Below are 24009 nucleotides of genomic sequence, written 5' to 3'. Positions count from 1 at the left end.
AGGCTCTGCCGGGTGACGGCTGCAGCTCCCACGGATGCGGATCTGATCGCGGCGCACGCCGCGGGCGATCCGCATGCGTTCAGTGAACTGGTCCGGCGGCATCGAGACCGCATGTGGGCGGTAGCGCTGCGCACGCTGCGCGATCCGGAAGAGGCGTCGGACGCGCTGCAGGAGGCGTTCATCTCGGCTTTCCGCGCGGCGGGCAAGTTCCGCGCGGAGTCGCAGGTCACGACCTGGCTGCACCGGATCGTGGTGAACGCGTGCCTCGACCGGATCCGGCGAAGGCAGGCCCGCCCGACCGTTCCGCTGCCGGAGACCGGGGAGTTCAACGAACCGGCCGCGCCCGGCGATTCGATGGCGGAGAAGGAAACCAGCCTGCTGGTCCGCAAGGCGCTCGACGAGCTGCCCGAGGACCAGCGCGCGCCGATCCTGCTCGTCGACGTCGAGGGCTATTCCGTGGCGGAGACGGCGAAAATGCTCGGCATCGCCGAGGGCACGGTCAAGAGCCGCTGCGCGCGCGGGCGGGGAAAACTCGCGAAGGTTCTCGGGCATCTGCGGAACCCGGACGGGGGTGGCGACGTCCCAACTAACGAAAGCAAACGCAAGCACGCCACTTCGGAGGGGTCCCGGAGTGCCGGGCGAGCCCAGCGCTCGCCGGGGAACGGGGAGGGACGATGACGGACGAGAGCCGGGGGGCAGGCGGAACCATCGGGCCGCCCTGGTCTGTCGACCTGCTCGCCGACCTCCACGCCGGGGTCCTCGACGACCAGGAGGCAGCGCAGCTCTGGCCGCGGGTGAGCGCGGATCCGGAGGCGAGCGCGATCCTCGAGGCCCTCGAAGCGACCACCGCCGACCTGTCCGCGCTCGCCGCGGAACCGGCCCCGCCGATGCCCGCCGAGTTCGCGGCAAGGCTCGACGCCGCGCTCGCCGCGGAGTCGGCGGCCCGGCAGGAGGCCACGTTTCCGGCGGCCGCACCGGAGCCCGCTGAGCAGCCGGTCGCCCCGGTGGTCGACCTGTCGGCGGCGCGGAAACGGCGGAACCGGCAGCTCGGCTGGGGCGCCGGGATCCTGACCGCCGCCGCGGCCGCCGCGGTGGCCATCACGCTGTCGGTTCCCGGAGCGACCACCTCGGACACCTCAGGCGTCGCCGCGCCCGCACCGTCCGCGGTGGGCGGCCCGTCCGTCGGCAGCGACGGCAGCGGTGCCGAATCGCTGCTGAGCGGCGGCCTCGGTGTGCGGAACTACGGCCCGCTGCAGGACTCGAAGCGGTTCGACGCGTGCGTCGCCGCGGCCGGAATGGACCCGGACGTGCGGCCGGAAGGCGTGCGGCCGGTGACCGTCGGGGGCAAGCCGGGCGTGGTGGCGATTTACACCACCGGCAAGCTCGCCCAGTTCCGGCTGGTCGCGTTCGGCGCGGACTGCGGGCCGGGCAACGCGGACAAGCTGTTCGACAAGGTGGTCGGCAAGAAGTAGCGGGCGGGGCGTAGCGGGCGTCACCGCCGGGAACACCTCCACCTACGATCGTGTTGAGCCTGGAGCACAGGTCATGACGAGCGGAGGTTGACGGGTGGCTGCCGAGGAAATCAGGAACCTGATCGTCGTCGGGTCGGGTCCTGCCGGTTACACCGCAGCGGTCTACGCGGCGCGCGCACAGCTCGAACCGCTGGTGTTCGAGGGCACGCAGTTCGGCGGCGCGCTGATGACGACCACCGAGGTCGAGAACTTCCCGGGCTTCCGCGACGGGATCCAGGGTCCGGACCTGATGGAGGAGATGCGCAAGCAGGCCGAGCGCTTCGGCGCCGAGCTGCGCGCGGAAGACGTCGAGTCGCTTGAGCTGACCGGCGACATCAAGTACGTCGTCGCGAACGGCAAGCGCTACGCCGCGCGCGCGGTCGTGCTGGCCATGGGCGCCGCCGCGCGGTACCTGAAGGTGCCGGGCGAGCAGGAGCTGCTCGGCCGCGGCGTGTCCGCCTGTGCGACCTGCGACGGCTTCTTCTTCCGCGACCACGACATCGCGGTGGCCGGCGGCGGCGACTCGGCGATGGAGGAGGCGACCTTCCTGACGAAGTTCGCCAAGTCCGTGACGATCGTGCACCGCCGCGACGAGTTCCGGGCGTCGAAGATCATGCTCGAGCGCGCTCGCGCGAACGAGAAGATCAAGTGGCAGCTGAACTCGCAGATCACCGGCGTGGAGGGCGACGGGACGGTGTCCGGCCTGAAGGTGCGCGACACGCAGTCCGGCGAGGAGAAGACGCTCGACGTGACCGGGTTCTTCGTCGCGATCGGCCACGATCCGCGCAGCGAACTGGTGCGCGGCCAGGTGGACGTGGACGAGGACGGCTACGTGCTCACCCAGGGCCGCACGTCCTACACCAACGTGCCCGGCGTGTTCGCCGCCGGCGACTTGGTGGACCGCACCTACCGGCAGGCGATCACCGCGGCCGGCTCCGGCTGCAGCGCGGCGATCGACGCGGAACGATGGCTCGCGGAGCACGGCGAAACCGAGGCGCACGAGGCACCGGAACTGGTCGGCGGCGGCTACGGCGCCGGCGAGCACTGACTTTCCCACCGAATTGAAGGAGCAAGCGATGTCCGAACCCGTGAAGGTGACCGACAAGTCGTTCGTGGACGACGTCCTGACCAGCGAGAAGCCCGTTCTCGTCGACTTCTGGGCGACCTGGTGCGGTCCGTGCAAGATGGTCGCCCCGGTGCTCGAGGAGATCGCGAAGGAAAACGGCGACAAGATCACCGTCGCGAAGCTCGACATCGACGAGAACCCGAACACGGCGCGTGACTACCAGGTGATGTCGATTCCGACGCTGATCCTGTTCCAGGGCGGCAAGCCGGTGAAGCAGATCGTGGGCGCGAAGCCGAAGGCCGCGCTGCTGTCCGATCTCGCCGACGTGCTCTGAGCCGGTCCACCTGCTGAGAACCCGGGCCTGCGGCGATCCGACCCGCCAGCCCGGGTTCTCGCACGTTCGGGGGACACCCGCGCGGAGGGGTGTCCGCAGGTGCACCTGGCGTGTCTGCCTGGGGATGACGCACCCGTCCGGCGGCGCACCGACCGGGCCTGCGTACTCACCGAGAGTTCACAGGGCACAATAGGTGCCTGGGTACACCCCTGCCCAGGTTTCTGTTTCGCATCGAGCCGGTTTCGGTGCCTGAGGAAGAGCGAGGAGTGCATGCGGGTACTCCGCCGCGGTGACGCCGGTCCCGACGTCGCCGAGATCAGGTCGATCCTTGCCGGGATGGATCTGCTCCCGCCGGTGGCGGGGACCGAGCGGTACAACACGTTCGACGTCGCGGTAGAGCAGGCCGTGCGCGCGTTTCAGCAGCGCCGCGGGCTCATCACCGACGGCGTAGTGGGCCAGGCGACGTACCAGGCGCTCAAGGGCGCCAGCTATCACCTCGGGAGCCGCCCGCTCCAGTACCTTTTGTCGTCGCCGGTGAACGGCGACGACGTTTTCACTCTTCAGGAGCGGCTCACCGAGCTGGGCTTCGACGCGGGCCGCCCGGACGGCTACTTCGGCCCCCAGACCGAGCGCGCCCTGCGCACGTTCCAACGCGACATGCGGCTGACGTCGGACGGCATTTGCGGCCCGGCCACCATCCGCGAACTGCACCGCCTCTCGTCCCCGCGCGCCCGCGGCGGCCGCCCGGTCTTCCTGCGCGAGCAGGAGCAGGTGCGCCAGGCAGGCCCACGCCTGCGCGGCAAGCGCATCGTGATCGACCCGGGCCACGGCGGCGAGGACCTCGGTGTCGTCGCCGGCGGCCTGCGCGAAGCAGACATCGCCTGGGACCTGGCGCGACGGCTCGAAGGCCGGATGCAGGCCACCGGCATGGAAGCCTTGATCAGCCGAGGCCCGAACCACAGCCCGACGGACTTCGAACGCGCCCGTTTCGCCAACGACGCCGGCGCGGACCTGTTCCTGTCGCTGCACAGCGACAGCAACCCGTCGCCGCGCGCCCAGGGCGTCGCGAGCTTCCACTTCGGCACCGGCAACGGCACGACGTCCACCGTCGGCGAACTGCTGGCCGGCTTCATCCAGCGCGAGGTCGCCGCCCGGACCGGGTTGCTGGACTGCCGCACGCACTACAAGACGTGGGAAATCTTCACCCGCACGCGCTGCCCGGCCGTCCGCGTGGAAATCGGCTACCTGACCAACCCGGACGACGCCGCCCGCCTCGGCGACCCCGCCTTCCGTGACGTCGTGGCCGAAGGCATCCTCATCGCGGTGAAGCGCCTCTACCTCCTGGGCGAAGGCGACCAGCCCACCGGCACCTTCACCTTCGCCGACGTCCTGGCCCACGAACTCGCGAAGGCCGAATAGCCCCTTCCTTCGGCCTCTTCTGGTAGCCCCGCCATCCGTCTTGCCCCCCTGTCTCCGCCCCTGAGACGCCCTTCACCGGACTTTCATCGCCGAATGCCGCCGGGGCCACCTCCAGCACGCCCCAACCGGCTACCGCCCCTCTCAGCCCTCCGCGCGCCCAGGCCCCACCCCGGTCCCGTTTACCCGTGCTGACCCGCCCTCACCTCAGCCACCCACTACCCACAGTCACCGCCAACCGCCTCACCCGCGGCCCGGCACTCCGAACCCCCACCGCGCCCAGCGCCCCCACCCCACACACCGCCAACCGCGACCCCCAGCACCCCACAACCGGAGCCACCCCACCGCTTAACCGGCGCCACAAGAACTTGCGCCCAGCCGCTCCAGCCGCCACCACACCTGGGGGCAACCCCCGCCCTCACCGGGGGGCGTCCCCAGATCCATTCTATCCATCCACAGCTTTTCCACGGCCTCTATCTGCAATCTGTGGATAACTCGGGGGTTCTTCCACAGCTGTACACAGGTACCGGGAGTGGGTGTTTCCCCGGCGATCCTGAGGTGGTATGGGGCGCGTCGAGCAGAGGCAGACCACATCCGGGGCGGAAGCGGACCGGCGGGGAACCGGGCGCGGGCTGACCTCGATCGATGCTGTTCAGGCGGCTCCGCGGCGGGGCCGAAGCGGGCCAATCGCGGCTATCCGAGCAGGGGTGGAAGTCCGGCGGGAAGCCAAGGGCTCCGCTCGATTAGCACGGAGAGTGACGACGGAGCCGGACCGGAGCCGGGTGTTGCGGATCGCAGCGAGCAAGCCGGGCGGGCTGTTCATGGTGGGTGCCAGCAAGGTCATTCTGGCTGATCCGGACAGCGCCTAAACGGCACCAGAAGCAAGAACAGTCAGGCTCGCCCGAGGCTCGGTTCCGCGGTCGTGATCGTCACCTGGCCGAGCAGCCGCTCCAGGGCCGCTTCGACGTCTTCCTTCCAGGTGATCGCCGAGCGCAGTTCCAGGCGCAGCCGCGGGTACTTCGGGTGCGGGCGCACCGTTTTGAAGCCCACGCTCTGCAGGAACGCCGCGGGCAGCACGCACGAGTGCTGGCCGAGCGGATCCTCGTCGTCGGGGGTGGCGTCGCCGAAGGCTTCGATCGCGCGGACGCCGCGTTTGGTCAAGTCTTTCGCCACGGCCTGCACCAGCATCCGGCCGAGTCCGCCGCCGCGGAATTCCGGCAGGATCTGGAACGCGGTGAGCAGGACGGCGTCGGCGCTGGGCGGCGACGTCGGGAAAGCGAGCGAGCGAGGCACCGCGTTCGGCGGGGCGTACAGCACGAACCCGACCGGCAGCGTGTCGCTGTAGACGATGCGGCCGCAGGAACCCCATTCCAGCAGCACGCTGGACACCCAGGCTTCCTTCTCGACCTCGGTGGAGCCGTACTCCTCGGCCTGCGCCTTCAGATGCGGCGCCAGCTCCCAGTACACGCACTGCCGGCAGCTTTTGGGCAGGTGCTCGAGATTGTCCAGGGTGACGCCCACCACGCGACGTGACACCTGAAACCTCCCTGGACCCCTCAACTCCGGCTTCGGCGCCCGCAAGAGCGCAGGCAGCACCGGAAGAACCTCCCCGAGGATAGGCCGATGTGACAAGCGCCGGAAGAGCGGGGAGCCGGAAGAGGCCGCGGTTACACTCGATGGATCTACCAGCAGGTACCCACCGAGCCCTCAGGTGTCCGATGACCGAGAACCGCCCAGCCAAGCCGCAGACCGGCCGCCACAATCTCGACCCGCATCTCGACCGGTACGCGGCACGTACCGCCGGGATGACCGCATCCGAGATCCGCGCGCTTTTCGCAGTGGCAAGCCGGCCGGAGGTCGTCTCGCTGGCCGGCGGCATGCCGAACCTCGCCGCGCTGCCGCTCGACACGCTTTCGGCTCAGGTCGGCGAGATCATCGCCGAGGAGGGGCTCGTCGCCCTGCAGTACGGGTCCGCGCACGGAGTTCCGGCGCTGCGTGACCAAATCTGCGAAATCATGGCTCTCGAGGGGATCAAGGCGCACCCCGACGACGTCGTGGTCACCGTCGGTTCCCAGATGGGCCTCGACATGGTGACCCGGCTCTTCTGCGACCCCGGCGACGTCGTGATCGCCGAAGGCCCGTCGTACGTCGGCGCGCTCGGGTCGTTCTCCGCTTACCAGGCGAACGTCGTGCACGTCGCGATGGACGAGCACGGTCTCGTGCCCGAGGGGTTGCGGGAAGCCTTGCGCCAGGCCGAAAAGGCCGGGCAGCGGGTCAAATTCCTTTACACGATCCCGAATTTCCACAACCCGGCCGGCGTTACCCTTTCGGTCGAACGGCGTCCGGAAATCGTCGAGATCTGCCGCGAGCACGGCGTGCTGATCATCGAGGACAACCCGTACGGCCTGCTCGGTTTCGACGGCCAGGCCTACCCGGCGCTGCGCTCGCTCGACCCGGACAACGTCGTGTATCTCGGTTCCTTCTCGAAGACGTTCGCCTCCGGGCTGCGCGTCGGCTGGGTGCTCGCGCCGCACGCGGTGCGCGAAAAGCTCGTGCTGGCAGCGGAATCCGCGACGCTGTGCCCGCCGACCTTCAACCAGATGATCGTCTCGCGCTACCTCGCGACGCACGACTGGAAGGGCCAGATCAAGAAGTTCCGGGAGAACTACCGCGAGCGCCGCGACGCGATGTTGTCGGCGCTGCAACAGTATCTGCCGCCCGGCTGCTCCTGGACCAACCCCGACGGCGGCTTCTACGTGTGGGTCACCGTGCCGGAAGGCGTTGACACCAAAGCAATGTTGCCGCGCGCGGTCACCGCCCGGGTGGCGTACGCGTCCGGCACCGGTTTCTACGCCGACGGTTTCGGCTCCCGCCAGATGCGGTTGTCGTACTGCTACCCGACGCCGGAGCGCATCCGGGAGGGCGTGCGCCGCCTCGCCGCGGTGCTCGAGTCCGAAATGGACCTCAGCCGCACCTTCGGTAGCGTGAAGGCGCGCACCATCCCGGGGCCCGAGACCCCGTCTCCGGACACGGTCTGACCGGCCCTGCAACACTAAGGAGTTCCCACGGTGGTCGACCGTACCGTTGCCGTGCTCGCCGGCGGGCTTTCCCACGAACGCGACGTTTCGCTTCGCTCCGGGCGCAGGCTGTCCGCCGCGCTGCGGGCCGAGGGCCTCACGGTGGAGGAGTGGGACACCGACGCCGGGCTGCTGGAACGGCTGCGCACGCAGCGTCCGGACGCGGTTGTCGTCGCGCTGCACGGCGGCGAGGGCGAGAACGGCTCGGTGCAGACCGTGCTGGAGATGCTTGACGTGCCGTTCGTCGGCACCCATTCGCAGGGCTGCCGCCGGGCCTGGGACAAGCCGACCGCGAAGGCGTTCGTGCAGCAGGCCGGGTTCTCTACACCGGACTGGGTTGTGTTGCCGCACAGCACTTTCCGGGAGCTGGGTGCCCAGTCGGTGCTCGACGCGATGGTGGAGCGGCTCGGCCTGCCGCTGATCCTCAAGCCGGATCAGGGCGGATCGGCGCTCGGCACGCAGGTGGTCCGGGAGGCGGCGGAGCTGCCCGCGGCGATGGTCGGCTGCTTCGCTTACGGCGACACCGTGCTCGCGGAACGGTTCGTAGACGGCGTTGAAGTGGCCGTCACGGTCATCGAAGGGGAGAACGGGGTCGAGGCCCTGCCCGCGGTCGAGATCGTGCCGGAGAGCGGCGTCTACGACTACACCGCGCGCTACACCGCGGGTCTTACCGACTTCTTCACCCCGGCCCGGATTTCCGACGAAGCCGCGAAGGCAGTCGGCGAACTCGCTGTCGGCGCGCACCGGTGGCTCGGGCTGCGCGACATCTCGCGCACCGACGCGGTGATCACGCCGGACAGGGGAGTCCACTTCCTCGAAGTGAACCTCTCGCCGGGTCTCACCGAAACCTCGACGGTGCCGATGGCCGTCGAAGCCGCCGGCACCACACTCGGTTCAGTTTTCGCGGACCTCGTCGCGCGCGCCGTCGCCCGCGCGAACTGAAACCTGGCGGACGGGGGCGGGCGGCGGACTGCCGCCCCTCCCCGCGCCGGTCGATTGCGGCGGCCACTCCGGGTGACCATGGCCGCCCCGATCCGCAATCATCACCGTGACGAAACGCCCCTGGGTGATCCCTAATCGGTTTCGTCGGTCTGATTCGCCGATTTTTCCCCGGAATTCGCGTCGATGATCCCGACGATCCGCTCGAGGTCGTCCACCGAGCCGAACTCGAGAACGATGCGCCCCTTGCGCCGGCCGAGGTCGACCTTCACCCGGGTGTCGAACCGATCGGACAGCCGGTTCGCGAGTTCCTGCAATCCGGGTGCCTGAATCGGCTTGCGGGGAGAGGCCTTCGGCTTGGCCGGCTTCTCGCTCTTCTTCAGCGTGACGGCTTCCTCGGTGGCGCGCACCGACATGCCCTCCGCGACGATCCGCGCCGCCAGTTCCTCCTGGCTTTCCGGATCCTCCAGAGACAGCAGAGCTCGCGCGTGCCCGGCGGACAGGACGCCTGCCGCCACCCGCCGCTGGACGGCGAGGGGGAGTTTGAGCAGCCGGATGGTGTTCGTGATGACCGGACGGCTGCGGCCGATGCGGCTCGCCAGCTCCTCGTGCGTCACCGCGAACTCGTCGAGCAGCTGCTGATAAGCGGCCGCCTCCTCGAGCGGGTTCAGCTGCACGCGGTGGATGTTCTCCAGCAACGCGTCCCGCAGCATCGACTCGTCGGCGGTCTGCCGCACGATCGCGGGGATCGCCTCGAGCTCCGCCTGCTGCGAGGCCCGCAGCCGGCGCTCGCCCATGACGAGTTCGTACTCGTCGTCCCCGAGTTCGCGGACGACGATCGGCTGCATGAGCCCGAACTCGCGGATCGAATGCTCGAGTTCGGCGAGCGCTTCCTCGTCGAAAACCTGGCGAGGCTGCTTCGGGTTCGGCTTGACCGAGCTGACCGGGATCTCGCGGTACACCGCGCCGGCGACCTCGCCGCTCGGCTGGCCCGCCGCGCCGTTCGCGGCGAACCAGCCCTTGTCCTCGCGCACCGCTTTCTCCGCGGCCGTGGTGGCCTCGGTCGCGGCCGGAGGAGGCGTCGCCGGCCCGGTCGGGATCAGGGCCGCCAGTCCGCGGCCGAGCCCTCCTCTGCGCTCAGTCATGTGGTGCTGCTCCTCTCGTTCACACCCCGCTCGGCGATCTCCTTCGCCGCGTCGAGATAGCTCATGGCACCACGTGAACCGGGGTCGTAGGAGAGGACGGTCTGGCCGTAGCCGGGTGCCTCGGACACCTTCACGCTGCGCGGGATGACGGTCTTCAGCACCGTGTCGCCGAAGTGGTTGCGGACCTCGTTGGTCACCTGGTCGGCCAGTTTGGTGCGACCGTCGTACATGGTGAGCAGAATCGTGGACACGCTGAGTTCGCGGTTCAGGTGCTGCTGTACGAGTTCGATGTTGCTGAGGAGCTGCCCGAGACCTTCGAGTGCGTAGTACTCGCACTGGATCGGGATGAGCACTTCCTGCGCCGCCACCATCGCGTTGACGGTGAGCAGACCGAGCGACGGCGGGCAGTCGATGAAGACGTAGTCGACGCCGATCTGGTCGAGCACCTCGGCCGACAGCGCCTCCTTGAGCCGCGTCTCGCGGTTCGCCATGGAGACGAGTTCGATCTCGGCACCTGCGAGGTCGATCGTCGCGGGCACGCAGAAGAGGTTGGGGGACTGCTCGCTCTGCTGCGCGGCCTCAGCGATCGAGACCTCGCCGATGAGCACCTCGTAGATCGAGGGCGTCCCGGAGCGGTGGTCGATGTCGAGCGCGGTGCTGGCGTTGCCCTGCGGGTCGAGGTCGATCACCAACGTTTTCAGCCCGTGCACGGCGAGCGCCGCGGCCAGGTTGACGGTGCTGGTCGTCTTGCCGACCCCGCCCTTCTGGTTGGCGACGGTCAGCACGCGGCGGCGAGCCGGTCGGGGGAGTACCCCTTCCTTGGGGTGAAGCACGCTCGCGGCGCGAACGGCTTCTTCAGCGATCGGCGTCCAGCCCATCTCCTGGCTGGCCTCCGCGGAGTCGGACGGCGGGGGATTCACCGGTCTCGACACCTCCTCCTGGTAGACGATTCGGGGACGTTCACACCGCGATGTTTCACGTGGAACGGCGCGGCGCTGTCGTGCGCTAGCTCCGTCTGCCGCGTGGCCGGTTCGGCTTCGGCGGCAGGCGACGGATCAGGACCACCGTGCTGGGGACTTCGAGTACTGCCTTCCCGCATTCAGCGACCTGTGGTTCGGCACCACCGGCCTTGCGCACCGCGTCGCGGTCACGGGAGATCTCTTCAGCGGCGCTGGCGCCTTTGAGGGCGACCAGTCGACCTTCGGGACGAACCAGGGGAAGGCACCAGCCCGCGAGCCGAGCAAGAGGGGCGACCGCGCGGGCGGTGACGACATCTGCGCCACTCAGCTGCTCGCGTACGGACCGCTCCTCGGCGCGTCCACGGACGATGGTGATCGGGAGTTCCAGCTTCTCGGCGACCTCGGCCAACCAGTCAACCCGGCGAGCCATGGGTTCCAAGAGCACGATATCGAGGTCCGGTCGAGCGATCGCCAGCGGTACTCCCGGAAGCCCGGCACCCGACCCGACGTCGACCACGCGCGACCCGGACGGGATCTGCTCGCCGATCACCGCAGAGTTCAGCACGTGCCGCTCCCACAGCCGCTCCACCTCACGCGGCCCGATCAACCCTCGCTCGACTCCATGAGTCGCCAGCAGCTCCACGTACCCGGCGGCTTGCTCGACGCGCTCCCCGAACACCTCCACCGCCGCGGTCCGGACCGTCCCGGTGGCGCCGTCCAAGCTCACTACTCCCACTCCTCGCTCCGCGCGTTTCACGTGAAACGCGCTCGGTTGATTGTCCCTGATGCCGACGCCAAATCGAGCCGACAGACCGCAACTGTGGACAACTCCACTCGAGTCGCCGAGCGATCCACAGGTCGTTTCACGTGAAACGCGGCGCACGGGTGAAGCAGGCGGCGAGTTTCACGTGAAACGCCACGCTTGTAATTCGCTCCGGCGTCGAACCGGGCGTCCGTCGTCCGATGCATCAGCGAGGACACCACACCGAGGGAGAACTCACCAATGGGGCAAGGTCATCACCGGACCTCAGCGGCGAGCGCCGAGTCGCTCAAGTCGGAGTGGGGGAACGCTGACGCACTGGTTGTCGGCCGCCATCTCTACGACCTGACCAACGCGTGGGGTGGACGCCATCCGATGAACGCCACCACGGTCGTCCTGACCCAGCGCTGTCCCGGCGACCGACCGGAGGACGACGAGAGCTTCGTCTTCGCCACGGGTCGAATCGAGGCGGCGGTGGCGAGAGCCAAACAACCAGCGGGGGACACATGGCGCGGCCGTGCCTGAAGGCCGATCTGCTCGACGAGGTCGGCATCGAACTGGTGCCCGGTCGTCCTGGCAGCGGGGGAAGACTCTGTTCGGGGAAGTCGCGCCGGTGCGCTTCGGAGCGGGACCGATTGCGGTCGCCAGGGAAGCCGGGGTGACGCACCTGCTGCACCGGGCCAACCGGCGGGCATAAAAGAAGCGGCCCACCGGATTCACTCCGGTGGGCCGCTTCGGCTCAGTGCTCCGCGTCCGAGGGCTCAGTCCTCGGGGAAGATCACCACGCGCCGCTTCGGGTCTTCGCCCTCGCTCTCGCTCGTGACGCCCTTGACCGTCGCGACCGCGTCGTGGACGACCTTGCGTTCGAACGGGCTCATCGGCTGCAGGCGCACCCGCTCGCCGCTCGACAGCACCGACTCGGCGGTGGACCGGCCGAGTTCGCGGAGCTCCTCCCGGCGGTCCGCGCGCCAGCCGGCGATGTCCAGCATCAGCCGGCTGCGCGAGCCGGTCTCCTGCTGGACCGCGAGGCGGGTCAGCTCCTGCAGCGCTTCGAGCACCGTGCCGCGGGGGCCGACCAGCTTCTCGAGGTCGTCGCCGCCGTCGATGCTGACGATCGCGCGGCCGGCTTCGACGTCCAAGTCGATGTCGCCGTCGTAGTCGAGCAGATCCAGCAGACGCTCGAGGTAGTCGCCGGCGATGTCGCCCTCTTGCACGAGAGCGTCGTCACCGCCTGCCTTCGGCTCGGCCGGTGCGCTCGTCTCTTCCTGATCGGCGTCGATCGTGTCGACCGTCTCCGACATCTTTAGTCTCCTCTCCGAACCGAAGCGTCAGCGACGCTTGCGGCCCGACTTCCTGTTCGAGTCCTTGAGGAGTCCGGGCACCCCGGTGCCGTTCTCCTTCGATCCGTTCTGGTTCGACGTCTGCTCCGGCGCGCTCTCCGCCGGTTCGGTCGCCTTCGTCTCGGACGACGCGGCGCCGTCGGACTTCGCGTTGCCGGACTTGCCACCGGAAGACGTCTGCGCGAAGCCGTGCGCCGAACCCGCCTTGGTCACCTTGCCCTGCTGACCCTGCTGCTGGTTCTTCTTCTGCTGCACCGGCTTCTGCCCGACCTTCGGCGCGGTCGGCTTCTGGCCCGGCTTCGGGCCGAGCGAAGCGCGCTTCTCGGCTGCCTCCGCCTTGCGGGCCGCCTCTTCCTTGTCGATCTTCGTGTAGACGAGGCGCTGCTGCATGAGCGTCCAGCCGTTGTTCGCCAGCCAGTAGAAGAGAAGGCCGAGCGGGAAGAACGCACCGAACACGAGCACACCGAGCGGGAAGATGTACATGGTGAGCTTGTTCATGATCGCGGTCTGCGGCGTGCCCGCGGCCGAGGCGTTCTGTCGGGAGACCGAATGCCGCGCGGTGAGGTGCGTGGCGATCGAGGCGATGATCATCAGCGGCAGCGCGACCGGGAGGACCTCCCAGTGCCACCCGCCGTTCGCGACGTGGCCGGCGACGGCGCCGACGCCGTTGTTGACCGCCTCGCCCATGTTGACGCCGAAGAGCTTCGCGCTGACGTAGGAGTTCACATCGTGCGCGTTGAAGAAGTAGTTCTCGGTCTTCGCGCCGCCGCCGGCGGGCGGCATGGTGAACGCGCGGAGCACGTGGTTCAGGCCGATGAAGACCGGAATCTGGAGGATCATCGGAAGGCAGCTGCCGAGCGGGTTGACGCCGTGCTCGCGCTGGAGCTTCTGCATCTCCTGCGCCTGGCGCTGCCGGTCGTTCGCGTACTTCTTCTGGATCTTCTTCATTTCCGGCGCGAAGTCTTGCATCTTCTTCATCGACCGGACCTGGTTCACGAACGGCTTGAACATGATGCCGCGGACGGTGAACGTCAGGAAGATGATGCCGAGGATCCACGAGATCGCGGTCGCTTCCCCGAACACGAACCCGAAGACCTTGTGCCAACACCACAAGATGAAGGACACGGGGTAGTAGATGAAATCGAGCACTGAGCTACTCCTCGATCGGTGTTTCAGGCGTGCGGTGTCGCCACGAGAACTTCTCGGGCACCGGGTCGCGGCCAGGCGGGGTCCACGGGCCGCAGCGAAGCAGCCGGCGCAGCGCGAGGTAGGAGCCCTTGGCCGCGCCGTGGCGGGTCAGTGCTTCGACTGCGTACGCGCTGCAGCTCGGGTAGAACCGGCAGGCCGGGGGAAGAAAGGGCGAGATCGCCTTGCGGTAGAACCGCACGGGAAGGAGCAGCACCCACGCGACGGGTCCCGGTCGGGGCGGCTTGCCTTCCTCGGGTGCTTCGGTGGTGCTGTGCTCGGAGGTGGCGTCCATGGGCGTTTACACCGCTGATCCGTGGTCAGGTGCCGCGCCCTGCTGACGCGGCTGCCGGGGAGCATCGGCCCCGGCCGGACGGCCGGACGGCGCGAGGCCGAGCCGGCGCAGCGCGGCGTCGAGATCGGAGCCGAGCTCAGCGCTCGACGCGGACGCCGCCGGAGGCAATGCCCGTACCACCAACGAAGTGCCCGCGGGCAGTGTTCCGAGACGCGCGGAAACAAGGTGGCGCAACCGCCGGGTCACCCGGTGGCGGACCACCGAGTTGCCGACGGTCTTGCTCACCACAAAACCCGCCCTGGCCGCGAACGAGGCGGCCACGGACGGGTCCGTGGTCAACGCATGAACGACGAGGCGGCGCCTGCCGGCTCGGGACCCCCGGCGGAGGACGACCCGGAAGTCCTCGCTCCGCCGCAGACGTGCGCCAGCGGGCAGCACGACGCGGTTGCGCGGAGCCGGATCAGGCGGACAGCTCGGCGCGGCCCTTGCGACGGCGCGCCGCGAGGATGCCGCGACCCGCACGGGTCCGCATGCGCAGGCGGAAACCGTGGGTCTTCGCGCGACGACGGTTGTTCGGCTGGAAGGTGCGCTTGCCCTTGCTCACTGCTTCTCCTGTGTCTCGGCCGTCGGGCGACGGCGGATTCCCCGGCGCCCGGCGTGTCGTGCGGGTCGCACGGAAGTTCGTGCTGTCTCCTACCACCGGGTGGTCTCGTCACGACGAGCGACGACATACGTAGGCACGCGAAACGCACCCGTCGCATACGGGAGACCTTACGAGGGTACGCACCCCGGTCGTGAACGCCGCAGGCGCCCCTCCGCCACCCTCGGCGACCGTGCCGCGAGACTGCCTCCCGGCACGGCGCGGCACCGAATGGCAACACGCCGTACACCGTGAAATGCTTGCGCAGCACCACGCCTTGTGGCATCGGGCAGGGCTTGTTAGCGTGCCTCTTCCGGCCTGCGGGCAGGACTGATGCCGCTTCGCCGGCGGCAGGGGTGTGGAGGCGCCCGGGGAGTACGCCGAGCCCGCAGGTGGCGTGGCTGCGGACGGCCGTACATTAGTGCACAGCTGTGGACAACTTTGTGGATATCGCTGTGCCGTCGCGCGGGTGAGTCCGGACCGCGTGCTCGAGGCGAGCTTTCAGGACGTGCTCGGGATGCGTCCGAGGCGTGCGCGCCGACGAGGGGAGGGGAGTCAGACCGGTGTCGGAGCACCAGCACAATCTGGGCGTCATCTGGGAGCAGGTGGTGCGGGAGCTGTCCGACGGCACCCTCTCCCCGCAGCAACGAGCCTGGATGCGGGTGACCCGCCCGATCGGTCTCCTCGACGGCACCGCGCTGCTCGCCGCGCCGAGCGATTTCGCGAAGGAAGCCATCGAACGCGCGCTGCGCACCTCGATCACCGAAGCACTGTCCCGTCGGCTCGGCCGTCCGGTGTCGCTCGCGGTGAAGGTCGACAGCACCGAACCGGTGGCGCCGGTTCCCCGTTATGCGGCGTCACCCGCCCGGGTGGAAAACGATGTCCCACAGCCGGAGCCGATGCCGACCGCGAGCCCGCACACGGAAAACGGCCAGGCCGACCATGTGCGCCCGGAGCGCCCGAAGCCGAAACCGCCGCCGCGGCGGCCGCAGGTCGAAGCTGCCGGTCTTCCGCCGGCGCGGGTCGACCCGCCGCCGCCACCTCAGCAGCAGCCGATGCACCCGGCCCACCCCGGCCTGGACGACATCGAGGACCCGGACGAAGAAGTCGACGAAGAGGGCGAAGCGCTGGCGACCGCCAACGAGATCTGGCCCCGGTTCGCCGGGCAGCCGATCGCGGGCCAGCCCTACACCGCGCCCGCGCAGCCGCAGACGTCGAAGACGAAGCTGAACGAGAAGTACAACTTCGACACCTTCGTCATCGGCGCGTCCAACCGCTTCGCGCACGCCGCCGCGGTCGCCGTGGCCGAGGCGCCAGCACGGGCGTACAACCCCCTGTTCATCTGGGGCGAGTCCGGACTCGGCAAGACGCACCTGCTGCATGCGGTCGGGCATTACGCGCAGCGGCTGTTCCCGGGCATGCGCGTGCGGTACGTCTCCACCGAAGAGTTCACGAACGACTTCATCAACTCGCTGCGCGATGACCGCAAGGTCGCCTTCCAGCGGCGCTACCGCGACGTCGACATCCTGCTGGTGGACGACATCCAGTTCCTGGAGGGCAAGGAAGGCACCCAGGAGGAGTTCTTCCACACCTTCAACACGCTGCACAACCAGAACAAGCAGATCGTGGTCAGCTCCGACCGGCCGCCCAAACGGCTGGAAACCCTGGAGGACCGGCTGCGGACGCGGTTCGAATGGGGCCTGATCACCGACATCCAGCCGCCTGAGCTGGAGACCCGGATCGCGATCCTCCGCAAGAAAGCGGCGCAGGACCGGCTCGCGGTGCCCGGCGACGTGCTGGAGTTCATCGCGTCGCGGGTCGAGGCGAACATCCGCGAGCTGGAGGGCGCGCTGATCCGCGTCACCGCGTTCGCGTCGCTGAACCAGCAGCCGGTGGAAGCCGGGCTCGCCGAGATCGTGCTGCGCGACCTGATCCCGGATTCGCACACGCCGGAGATCACCGCGCCGACCATCATGGGCGTCACCGCCGAGTTCTTCGACGTGACGCTCGACGAGCTGTGCGGCCCCGGCAAGACGAAGGCGCTCGCCACGGCCCGCCAGATCGCGATGTACCTCTGCCGCGAGCTGACCGAGATGTCGCTGCCGAAGATCGGGCAGACGTTCGGCGGCCGCGACCACACGACCGTCATGCACGCGGACAAGAAGATCCGCAAGGAGATGGCCGAGCGCAGGCGGATTTACGACCAGGTGCAAGAGCTGACGTCGCGGATCAAGCAGCGCGCGCGTCAGTAGCCGACTGCTGCGTTTGGACACTCGCTTGTAGACAGTCCTGTTTCGACGATCAAGGGCACCACGGACACCCGTGGTGCCCTTTTTGGTGCCCTGACTGGCTTCTCGCCCGTACGCAGCTGAAGCGTGCGTACGCGGCGGCGTAGGAGCGAAGCACGCGTACGCATCCACAGACGTCCACAGCCTGTGTACACAGAATTTCTCAAACTTATTGATACACAAGGGGTTTTCCCCAGGGTGTGGGCAGTTTGCCCACAGTGCCAACGAATCCCGGAGCTGCGACGACCCGGATTCGATCCACATCCCGCCCACACCGAATCCACAGGTTGTCCCCAGGGTTGTCCACGCTGATTCCCCAGGTTGCCCACAGGTCATCCACAGCTGTGGTTCGTCACTCTCCAGGGCGATCCCGACCGCTCGGACTGCCCCCAGAGCCTGGGTACAACTCGGCCCCAGCCTGGGGACAACCCTGGGGACAACCGGGCCCGATTGTGGATGAATCGGGGACGGCCCGAAACCATCCACGGATCGGCCGAACCATCCACCGATCCGCCACCAGGGCTGCCCACAGGCCGCCGCACGCTACGACCAGCGCGAACGAGCCCTGTCCACACAATCCACAGCCCCTATTACTGCTACTGGTTTTTCATCTCTTCTAAGAAAGAACAGAACAAAAACAGGCGGAGGACGAAACTGGGGACAAGCCGAGATTCGTGTCGTCTTGTCGACAAAGCGAAGGGGAGGCCGAGGTGACGGCGCCCCCGGCGACGGCCTAACGTGGATGTCTGCAGCTGGTCCGTTCCCGCGCGGGGCGGACCGGACCGGCGGGGACCCGGTCGCACGCGGTGCTCACGACCCGGTACCCGGCGACCCCTTCACGAGCCGAGGGGCTCGGCTGTCGAAAGGAAGCGCGCATGAAGATCCGCGTCGAGCGCGACGGGCTCGCCGACGCCGTCGCGTGGGTGGCCAGAAGCCTCCCCTCCCGGCCTCCGGTGCCGGTGCTTGGCGGCGTCCTCCTCGACGCGGGCGCGGACGGGGAGTCCGACGCGCTCACGGTCTCCGGCTTCGACTACGAGGTCTCGGCCACGGTCGGCGTTCCCGCGACCATCGCCGACGGCGGACGGCTGCTCGTCTCCGGCCGCCTCCTCGCCGACATCACCAAGGCGCTGCCCGCGCAGCCGGTGGAGATCTCCGTCGACGGCGCCCGCGCCACCATCACGTGCGGCAGCGCCCGGTTCAGCCTCCCGACCATGCCGGTCGAGGACTACCCGCAGCTGCCGTCCCAGCCCGCCCGCGCGGGCGAACTCACCGGCGACGTCTTCGGCCAGGCGGTCACCCAGGTCGCCACCGCGGCCGGCAAGGACGACACCCTCCCCATGCTCACCGGCATGCGGCTGGAGATCTCCGGCGAAACGCTCACCCTCGTCGCCACCGACCGGTTCCGGCTCGCCATGCGCGAGTTCACCTGGAAGCCGGCCGAGGGCCTGTCCGACGCCGCGGTGCTCGTCCCGGCGCGCACGCTCGCCGAGGCCGCCAAGACGCTCGGCGGCGCGGGCACCACCGTGCAGCTCGCGCTCGCTTCCGGCGACGGCCTGCTCGGCCTGTCCGGCGCCGGCCGCTACACGACGACCCGGCTGCTCGACGCCGAGTTCCCGCCGTACCGCCAGCTGCTGCCCGCGAACCACACCTCGCGCGCGGTCATCGAGGTCAGCGCGCTCACCGAGTCGATCAAGCGCGTGTCGCTGGTCGCCGAGCGCGGCACCCAGGTGCGGCTCGAGTTCGGCGACGGCTCCCTGCGGCTGTCCGCGGGCGGCGACGACGAGGGCAGCGCCGAAGAGGAACTTCAGGTCGACTACGAGGGCGAGCCGGTCACCATCGCGTTCAACCCCGGCTACCTCGTCGACGGGCTCGGCGCGCTGCACAGCGACCGGGCCGAGCTGACCTTCACCACGCCCAACCGGCCGGCGCTGATCAAGCCCGCCGACGCCGAGGGCAACGTCGTCCCCGGATATCTCTACCTGCTCATGCCGGTCCGGCTGCCGGGCTGAGCAGCGCGCGTCCAACCGAGGAAAACCGATCCAATCCAAAGGGGATCTCATGGTTCAGCTGGGTCTCGTCGGCCTGGGCAAGATGGGCTTCAACATGCGCGAGCGGCTGCGCGCCGCCGGGCACGAGGTGGTCGGCTACGACCGCAACCAGGACGTCAGCGACTCGACCTCGCTCGAAGACCTGGTGTCCAAGCTGTCCGGTCCTCGGATCGTGTGGATCATGGTCCCGGCCGGGGAGCCGACCCGGCAGACCGTCACCGAGCTCGGGCAGTTGCTGTCCGAGGGCGACCTGGTGATCGACGGCGGGAACTCGAAGTTCACCGACGACAAGCTGAACGCTGATCTGCTCGCCTCGCACGGCGTCGGCTACCTCGACTGCGGCGTCTCCGGCGGCGTGTGGGGCAAGGACAACGGCTACGGCCTGATGGTCGGCGGCGCGGCGTCGGACGTCCAGCGCGCGATGCCGATCTTCGACGCGCTGCGTCCGGAGGGCCCGCGCGAAGAAGGCTTCTCGCACGCTGGCTCGGTCGGTGCCGGGCACTACGCGAAGATGATCCACAACGGCATCGAGTACGGCATCATGCAGGCCTACGCCGAGGGCTTCGAACTGCTCGAAGCCGCGAAGACCGTCGACGACGTGCCCGCCGTGATCAAGGGCTGGCAGCGCGGCACCGTGGTCCGTTCCTGGCTGCTCGACCTGCTGGTGCGCGCGCTGGACGAGGACCCGGATCTGGACGACCTCGAGGGCTACGTCGAGGACTCCGGCGAAGGCCGCTGGACGCTGGAGGAAGCGGTCAACAACGCGGTCCCGGCGCCGGTGCTGTCGGCCGCGCTGTTCGCCCGGTTCTCCTCGCGGCAGAAGGACTCCGCCGCGATGCGTGCCGTCGCCGCGCTGCGCAACCAGTTCGGCGGTCACGCGGTGAAGAAGGCCGGGAGCTAGCTCCCGCGGTCCCCGCCCGTGTATCTGCGACATCTCCAGGTCACCGACTTCCGGTCCTGGCCGCTGGCCGACCTCGCCCTCGAACCGGGGCCGGTCGTGCTCGTCGGCCAGAACGGCCGGGGGAAGACGAACCTGCTCGAAGCGATTGGCTACGTGGCGACCCTCGGTTCGCACCGGGTCGCCACGGACGCCCCGCTCGTCCGCCATGGCTGTGAACGCGCGCTCGTCCGGGTCGCGGTCGTCAACGAAGACCGCGAGCTGACGGTCGAACTCGAGATCACGCCTGGCCGCGCCAACCGTGCTCGCGTGAATCGCGGCGCGGTCGGCAAGCCGCGCGACGTGCTCGGCATCCTGCGTACGGTGCTGTTCTCTCCGGAGGACCTCTCGCTCGTGCGCGGCGATCCGAGCGAACGCCGTCGGTTCATGGACGAACTGCTCGTGCTTCGCGCGCCTCGGTACGCGGGCGTGCGCGCGGACTACGAGAAGGTGCTTAAGCAGCGCAACGCGCTTCTTAAGACTGCGGGCAAACGCCGTACTGGTCGCGAAGACCCGTACGCACTGTCGACGCTCGATGTGTGGGACGACCATCTCTCGGTGGCTGGCGCGCACCTGCTGGCGGCACGGTTGAACCTCATCGCGGACCTCGCGCCGTACACGGCCGACGCTTATATGGGCGTCGCGCCCGACTCTCGCCCGGCGAAGATCGCGTACAAGTCTTCGCTCGGCGAAGCGCTTCCACCGTCGTACGGAGTGCCTGGCGGAGAGCGCGCGGACGCGGAAGTACTGCGCGAGCTGTTGCTGAAGGCGTTGGCCGACACGCGGCGGCAGGAACTGGAGCGAGGCATCAGTCTCGTCGGCCCGCATCGGGACGAACTGGAGCTGATCCTCGGCGAACTCCCGGCGAAGGGGTACGCGAGCCACGGCGAGTCATGGTCGTTCGCGCTCGCTTTGCGGCTCGGAAGTTACGAGCTTCTGCGTGCCGAAGCCGGCGAACCGGTGTTGTTGCTGGACGATGTCTTTGCCGAACTCGACCGCAAGCGCCGGGCCCGGCTGGCCGAGGTCTCCGCGGGCGCCGAGCAGGTGCTCATCACCGCGGCGGTGGCCGAGGACGTGCCCACCGAGCTCGCCGGTGCGAGGTTCACGGTGGCCGACGGGGAGGTGAACCGTGCCTGAACAGCCACAACGACCACGCCGGGTGACCGGGGTCACGCGAGTTGCCCACCGATCTGGGGACAAACCTGTGGACAGTGTGGATAAACCCGGAGCCGCGTTATCGCCGCGCGTGACGAACCGGCCGGATGGCCGTCTTGACACCTCGAAAGCGGACGACACCCCCCGGAATCCCGCGCGTGGCGCGACTGAGCGTGACAGTTCCACTGGGCCGAACGAGACGCCCGCTGGGGATGCTCCGACCGGCCGGGACCTCGCGCACGCCGCGCTCGAAGCGGCGAAGGCGAAAGCCCGCGAGCGCGGCGCCCCGCCGAACCTCCGGCGCGGTCGTATCACCGGGGGCGGCGGACAGAACCGGGCGCGCCGGCGCTGGTCCGGTCCCGGCGCGGACCCGCGCGACCCGCAGCCGCTCGGCAGGCTCGTGTCGAGGCTGGTCTCCGACAGCGGCTGGCAGGGCACCGTCACCAACGCGCGCGTTTTCGGGCAGTGGGCCCGGCTCGTGGGCGAGGACGTAGCCGAACACGCCCAGCCGGTTGCGCTGAAAGACGGCGAGCTGACCGTCCGAGCGAGTTCCACCGCGTGGGCGACGCAGTTGCGGTTGCTGCAGGGCAAGTTGCTGGCGAAGATCGCCGCGGGCGTCGGGAACGGCGTGGTCAAGCGGATGCGGATCCAGGGTCCGACCGCTCCGAGCTGGCGGAAAGGGCCCCGGCACGTGCCTGGTCGCGGGCCGCGTGACACGTACGGCTGACGGGGGTTGCGCTTCGGCGGGTGAGTTCCCCGAGAACCGGGCCGCGCAGGTTCAGATACGAGATGACTCAACTGAGGGTGATTTCGTCCCTCTGCGACCGGCTGAGGGGTGTCCTAGCCGCATGTGAGCGCGTGCGGCCAAGTACACTGTTGTAGTAGCGGACGTCCGCTCGGGCGAGACGAGGAGAAACAACGCCGGTGACCGAGAACAAGAGCGAGTACAACGCGTCGTCCATCACCGTGCTCGAAGGCCTCGAAGCAGTTCGCAAGCGCCCCGGCATGTACATCGGTTCCACCGGTGAGCGCGGTCTCCACCACCTGGTCCAGGAGGTGGTGGACAACTCCGTGGACGAGGCGATGGCGGGGTACGCCACCAAAGTCGAGGTTACTCTCCTCGAGGACGGCGGGGTGCGGGTAGTCGACGACGGCCGCGGCATCCCGGTCGACATGCACCCCAAGGAGAAGAAGCCGACGCTCGAGGTCGTGCTCACCATCCTGCACGCGGGCGGCAAGTTCGACAGCGACTCCTACGCGGTGTCCGGCGGTCTGCACGGCGTCGGCGTCTCCGTGGTGAACGCGCTGTCCACGAAGCTGCTCGCGGAGATCAAGGTCGGCGGCCGCAGCTGGCGCCAGGAGTACACGAACCAGGTCCCCGGTCCGCTCGAGGACCTCGGCCCGGCCACCGACACCGGCACCACCATCACGTTCTGGGCCGACGGCGACATCTTCGAGACCACCACCTACAACTTCGAGACCATCTCGCGCCGCCTGCAGGAGATGGCGTTCCTCAACAAGGGCCTCACCCTGTCGCTGCGCGACGAGCGCGTCGCCGACGAGGAGACCGAAGAGGACGCCGCGGGCAAGCCGGCGAGGATCAAGGAAAAGGTCTACTGCTACCCGGGCGGGCTCGAGGACTTCGTCAAGCACATCAACGGCAGCAAGGACCCGATCCACGAGAGCGTCATCTCCTTCGACGCCAAGGGCGCCGGCCTCGAGGTCGAGGTCGCGATGCAGTGGAACACCGGGTTCACGCCGTCGGTGTACACCTTCGCCAACACGATCAACACGCACGAGGGCGGCACGCACGAAGAGGGCTTCCGCGCCGCGCTCACCCGCGTGGTCAACGCGTACGCGCGCGAGAAGAAGCTGCTCAAGGAGAAGGACGCGAACCTGACCGGCGACGACGTGCGCGAGGGTCTCGCCGCGATCGTGTCGATCAAGCTGTCCGAACCGCAGTTCGAGGGCCAGACGAAGACCAAGCTGGGCAACAGCGAGGCCAAGACGTTCGTGCAGCAGCAGTCGAACGAATGGCTCGGCGACTGGTTCGAGCGCAACCCGAGCGAAGCCAAGACGATCATCAACAAGTCGATCTCGTCGGCGCAGGCCCGGCTCGCCGCCCGCAAGGCGCGCGACCTGGTGCGGCGCAAGGGCGCGCTGGAGATCGGCGGTCTTCCGGGCAAGCTCAAGGACTGCCGTTCCAACGACCCCGGCGAGTGCGAGCTCTACATCGTGGAGGGCGACTCGGCCGGCGGTTCGGCCAAGGAAGGCCGCGACTCGATGTACCAGGCGATCCTGCCGATCCGGGGCAAGATCATCAACGTCGAGAAGGCCCGCATCGACCGCGTCCTCAAGAACACCGAGGTCCAGTCGCTGATCACCGCGCTCGGCACCGGCATCCACGACGATTTCGACCTCGCGAAGCTGCGCTATCACAAGATCGTGCTGATGGCCGACGCCGACGTCGACGGCCAGCACATCACCACGCTGCTGCTCACCCTGCTGTTCCGCTTCATGACGCCGCTGATCGAGCACGGCCACGTGTTCCTGTCGCGGCCGCCGCTGTACAAGATCAAGTGGCCGCGGTCGGAGCCCGAGTACGCGTACTCGGAGAAGGAAAAGGACGTCGTCATCCAGGCCGGAGTCGAGGCGGGCCGTCGTCTTCCCAAGGACGACGCGATCCAGCGGTACAAGGGTCTCGGCGAGATGAACGCCGAGGAGCTGTGGGAGACCACGATGGACCCGGCGAACCGGCTGCTCGGGCAGGTCACGCTCGACGACGCGGCACAGGCGGACGAGCTGTTCTCCGTGCTGATGGGCGAGGACGTGGAAGCCCGCCGCTCGTTCATCACGCGCAACGCCAAGGACGTGCGCTTCCTGGACGTGTAGGCGTCCTCTCCTAACTCGCTTC

23 protein-coding genes are annotated in these 24009 nt (G+C 68.8%); 14 read left to right on the top strand and 9 right to left on the bottom strand.

The annotated features are described in order from the left end of the window. The first annotated feature begins 12 nt into the window (after positions 1 to 12). From sigM to ACZ7OI_RS02825, 5 genes are all read left to right on the top strand, one after another. Positions 13 to 678, top strand: coding sequence for an RNA polymerase sigma factor SigM (sigM, locus tag ACZ7OI_RS02845; RefSeq protein WP_344282464.1), 666 nt, complete (start codon positions 13 to 15; stop codon positions 676 to 678). Then, positions 675 to 1472, top strand: a complete 798-nt coding sequence (locus ACZ7OI_RS02840) for a hypothetical protein (RefSeq protein ID WP_470262507.1) — start codon at positions 675 to 677, stop codon at positions 1470 to 1472. Before sigM ends, ACZ7OI_RS02840 begins: the two co-directional genes overlap by 4 nt. 94 nt (positions 1473 to 1566) lie before the next feature. After that, positions 1567 to 2559 (top strand): thioredoxin-disulfide reductase, encoded by a 993-nt coding sequence (gene trxB / locus ACZ7OI_RS02835; protein ID WP_470262506.1) that lies wholly within the window; start codon positions 1567 to 1569, stop codon positions 2557 to 2559. 28 nt (positions 2560 to 2587) lie between these two features. Continuing rightward, the gene (gene trxA, locus ACZ7OI_RS02830; RefSeq protein ID WP_009085330.1) at positions 2588 to 2911 is read left to right on the top strand and encodes a thioredoxin; all 324 of its coding nucleotides are present in this window, start codon (positions 2588 to 2590) and stop codon (positions 2909 to 2911) included. Positions 2912 to 3181: 270 nt separating this feature from the next. Next, positions 3182 to 4330, top strand: a complete 1149-nt coding sequence (locus ACZ7OI_RS02825) for an N-acetylmuramoyl-L-alanine amidase (protein ID WP_344282451.1) — start codon at positions 3182 to 3184, stop codon at positions 4328 to 4330. A gap of 888 nt (positions 4331 to 5218) precedes the next feature. Here the strand turns inward: ACZ7OI_RS02825 and ACZ7OI_RS02820 are convergent. Then, on the bottom strand, positions 5219 to 5863 hold the full coding sequence (locus tag ACZ7OI_RS02820) for a GNAT family N-acetyltransferase (RefSeq protein WP_470262505.1): 645 nt from the start codon (positions 5861 to 5863) through the stop codon (positions 5219 to 5221). A 182-nt stretch (positions 5864 to 6045) separates the two neighbouring features. Between ACZ7OI_RS02820 and ACZ7OI_RS02815 the strand changes: the two genes are divergently transcribed. After that, positions 6046 to 7365: an aminotransferase-like domain-containing protein gene (locus tag ACZ7OI_RS02815; protein ID WP_344282443.1), complete on the top strand. Its 1320-nt coding sequence runs from the start codon at positions 6046 to 6048 to the stop codon at positions 7363 to 7365. 30 nt (positions 7366 to 7395) lie between these two features. Next, positions 7396 to 8346: a D-alanine--D-alanine ligase family protein gene (locus ACZ7OI_RS02810; protein WP_470262504.1), complete on the top strand. Its 951-nt coding sequence runs from the start codon at positions 7396 to 7398 to the stop codon at positions 8344 to 8346. Positions 8347 to 8477: 131 nt separating this feature from the next. On the opposite strand, the gene ACZ7OI_RS02805 is transcribed toward ACZ7OI_RS02810, so the two are convergent. The 3 genes from ACZ7OI_RS02805 to rsmG all read right to left on the bottom strand — a co-directional run bounded on the left by ACZ7OI_RS02805 (position 8478) and on the right by rsmG (position 11174). After that, positions 8478 to 9488, bottom strand: coding sequence for a ParB/RepB/Spo0J family partition protein (locus ACZ7OI_RS02805; protein ID WP_470262503.1), 1011 nt, complete (start codon positions 9486 to 9488; stop codon positions 8478 to 8480). Further along, on the bottom strand, positions 9485 to 10408 hold the full coding sequence (locus tag ACZ7OI_RS02800; RefSeq protein ID WP_470263427.1) for a ParA family protein: 924 nt from the start codon (positions 10406 to 10408) through the stop codon (positions 9485 to 9487). The genes ACZ7OI_RS02805 and ACZ7OI_RS02800 overlap by 4 nt, the downstream gene beginning before the upstream one ends. An 85-nt stretch (positions 10409 to 10493) precedes the next feature. Then, complete coding sequence (rsmG, locus tag ACZ7OI_RS02795; RefSeq protein WP_344282431.1) at positions 10494 to 11174, bottom strand: 16S rRNA (guanine(527)-N(7))-methyltransferase RsmG; 681 nt, start codon at positions 11172 to 11174, stop codon at positions 10494 to 10496. Between the two features lie 276 nt (positions 11175 to 11450). Here rsmG and ACZ7OI_RS02790 point away from each other — a divergent pair, with 276 nt between their 5' ends. After that, positions 11451 to 11732, top strand: a complete 282-nt coding sequence (locus tag ACZ7OI_RS02790; RefSeq protein WP_470262502.1) for a hypothetical protein — start codon at positions 11451 to 11453, stop codon at positions 11730 to 11732. Between the two features lie 236 nt (positions 11733 to 11968). On the opposite strand, the gene ACZ7OI_RS02785 is transcribed toward ACZ7OI_RS02790, so the two are convergent. The 5 genes from ACZ7OI_RS02785 to rpmH are packed head-to-tail and all read right to left on the bottom strand — an operon-like array spanning position 11969 to position 14631. Next, positions 11969 to 12508, bottom strand: a complete 540-nt coding sequence (locus ACZ7OI_RS02785) for a Jag family protein (RefSeq protein ID WP_067578310.1) — start codon at positions 12506 to 12508, stop codon at positions 11969 to 11971. A 27-nt stretch (positions 12509 to 12535) separates the two neighbouring features. Continuing rightward, entirely contained in the window at positions 12536 to 13696 is a 1161-nt protein-coding gene (gene yidC, locus ACZ7OI_RS02780; protein ID WP_470262501.1) for a membrane protein insertase YidC, read from the bottom strand. 4 nt (positions 13697 to 13700) lie between these two features. Beyond that, positions 13701 to 14027, bottom strand: coding sequence for a membrane protein insertion efficiency factor YidD (gene yidD, locus ACZ7OI_RS02775; protein WP_116205228.1), 327 nt, complete (start codon positions 14025 to 14027; stop codon positions 13701 to 13703). Positions 14028 to 14033: 6 nt separating this feature from the next. Continuing rightward, positions 14034 to 14465 carry a ribonuclease P protein component gene (gene rnpA / locus ACZ7OI_RS02770; protein WP_470262500.1) on the bottom strand — a complete coding sequence of 144 codons (432 nt, stop codon included), beginning with the start codon at positions 14463 to 14465 and terminating at the stop codon, positions 14034 to 14036. Between the two features lie 22 nt (positions 14466 to 14487). Then, positions 14488 to 14631 (bottom strand): 50S ribosomal protein L34, encoded by a 144-nt coding sequence (gene rpmH, locus ACZ7OI_RS02765; protein WP_116205226.1) that lies wholly within the window; start codon positions 14629 to 14631, stop codon positions 14488 to 14490. A gap of 599 nt (positions 14632 to 15230) precedes the next feature. Between rpmH and dnaA the strand changes: the two genes are divergently transcribed. From dnaA to gyrB, 6 genes are all read left to right on the top strand, one after another. Next, complete coding sequence (gene dnaA / locus ACZ7OI_RS02760) at positions 15231 to 16919, top strand: chromosomal replication initiator protein DnaA (protein WP_470262499.1); 1689 nt, start codon at positions 15231 to 15233, stop codon at positions 16917 to 16919. A gap of 911 nt (positions 16920 to 17830) precedes the next feature. Continuing rightward, on the top strand, positions 17831 to 18964 hold the full coding sequence (gene dnaN / locus ACZ7OI_RS02755) for a DNA polymerase III subunit beta (RefSeq protein ID WP_470228658.1): 1134 nt from the start codon (positions 17831 to 17833) through the stop codon (positions 18962 to 18964). A gap of 49 nt (positions 18965 to 19013) precedes the next feature. Next, positions 19014 to 19904 (top strand): phosphogluconate dehydrogenase (NAD(+)-dependent, decarboxylating), encoded by an 891-nt coding sequence (gene gnd / locus ACZ7OI_RS02750; protein WP_470262498.1) that lies wholly within the window; start codon positions 19014 to 19016, stop codon positions 19902 to 19904. An 18-nt stretch (positions 19905 to 19922) separates the two neighbouring features. Then, positions 19923 to 21077, top strand: a complete 1155-nt coding sequence (gene recF / locus ACZ7OI_RS02745; protein WP_470262497.1) for a DNA replication/repair protein RecF — start codon at positions 19923 to 19925, stop codon at positions 21075 to 21077. Positions 21078 to 21186: 109 nt separating this feature from the next. Then, on the top strand, positions 21187 to 21822 hold the full coding sequence (locus tag ACZ7OI_RS02740; RefSeq protein WP_470263426.1) for a DciA family protein: 636 nt from the start codon (positions 21187 to 21189) through the stop codon (positions 21820 to 21822). 197 nt (positions 21823 to 22019) lie between these two features. After that, positions 22020 to 23987, top strand: coding sequence for a DNA topoisomerase (ATP-hydrolyzing) subunit B (gene gyrB / locus ACZ7OI_RS02735; RefSeq protein WP_470262496.1), 1968 nt, complete (start codon positions 22020 to 22022; stop codon positions 23985 to 23987). Positions 23988 to 24009: the final 22 nt, after the last annotated feature.

This window comes from Amycolatopsis sp. NPDC114503 (assembly GCF_055633655.1).
The sequence above is the reverse complement of the archived record's forward strand: the minus strand, read 5'-3'. Positions and strand labels throughout refer to the sequence as shown.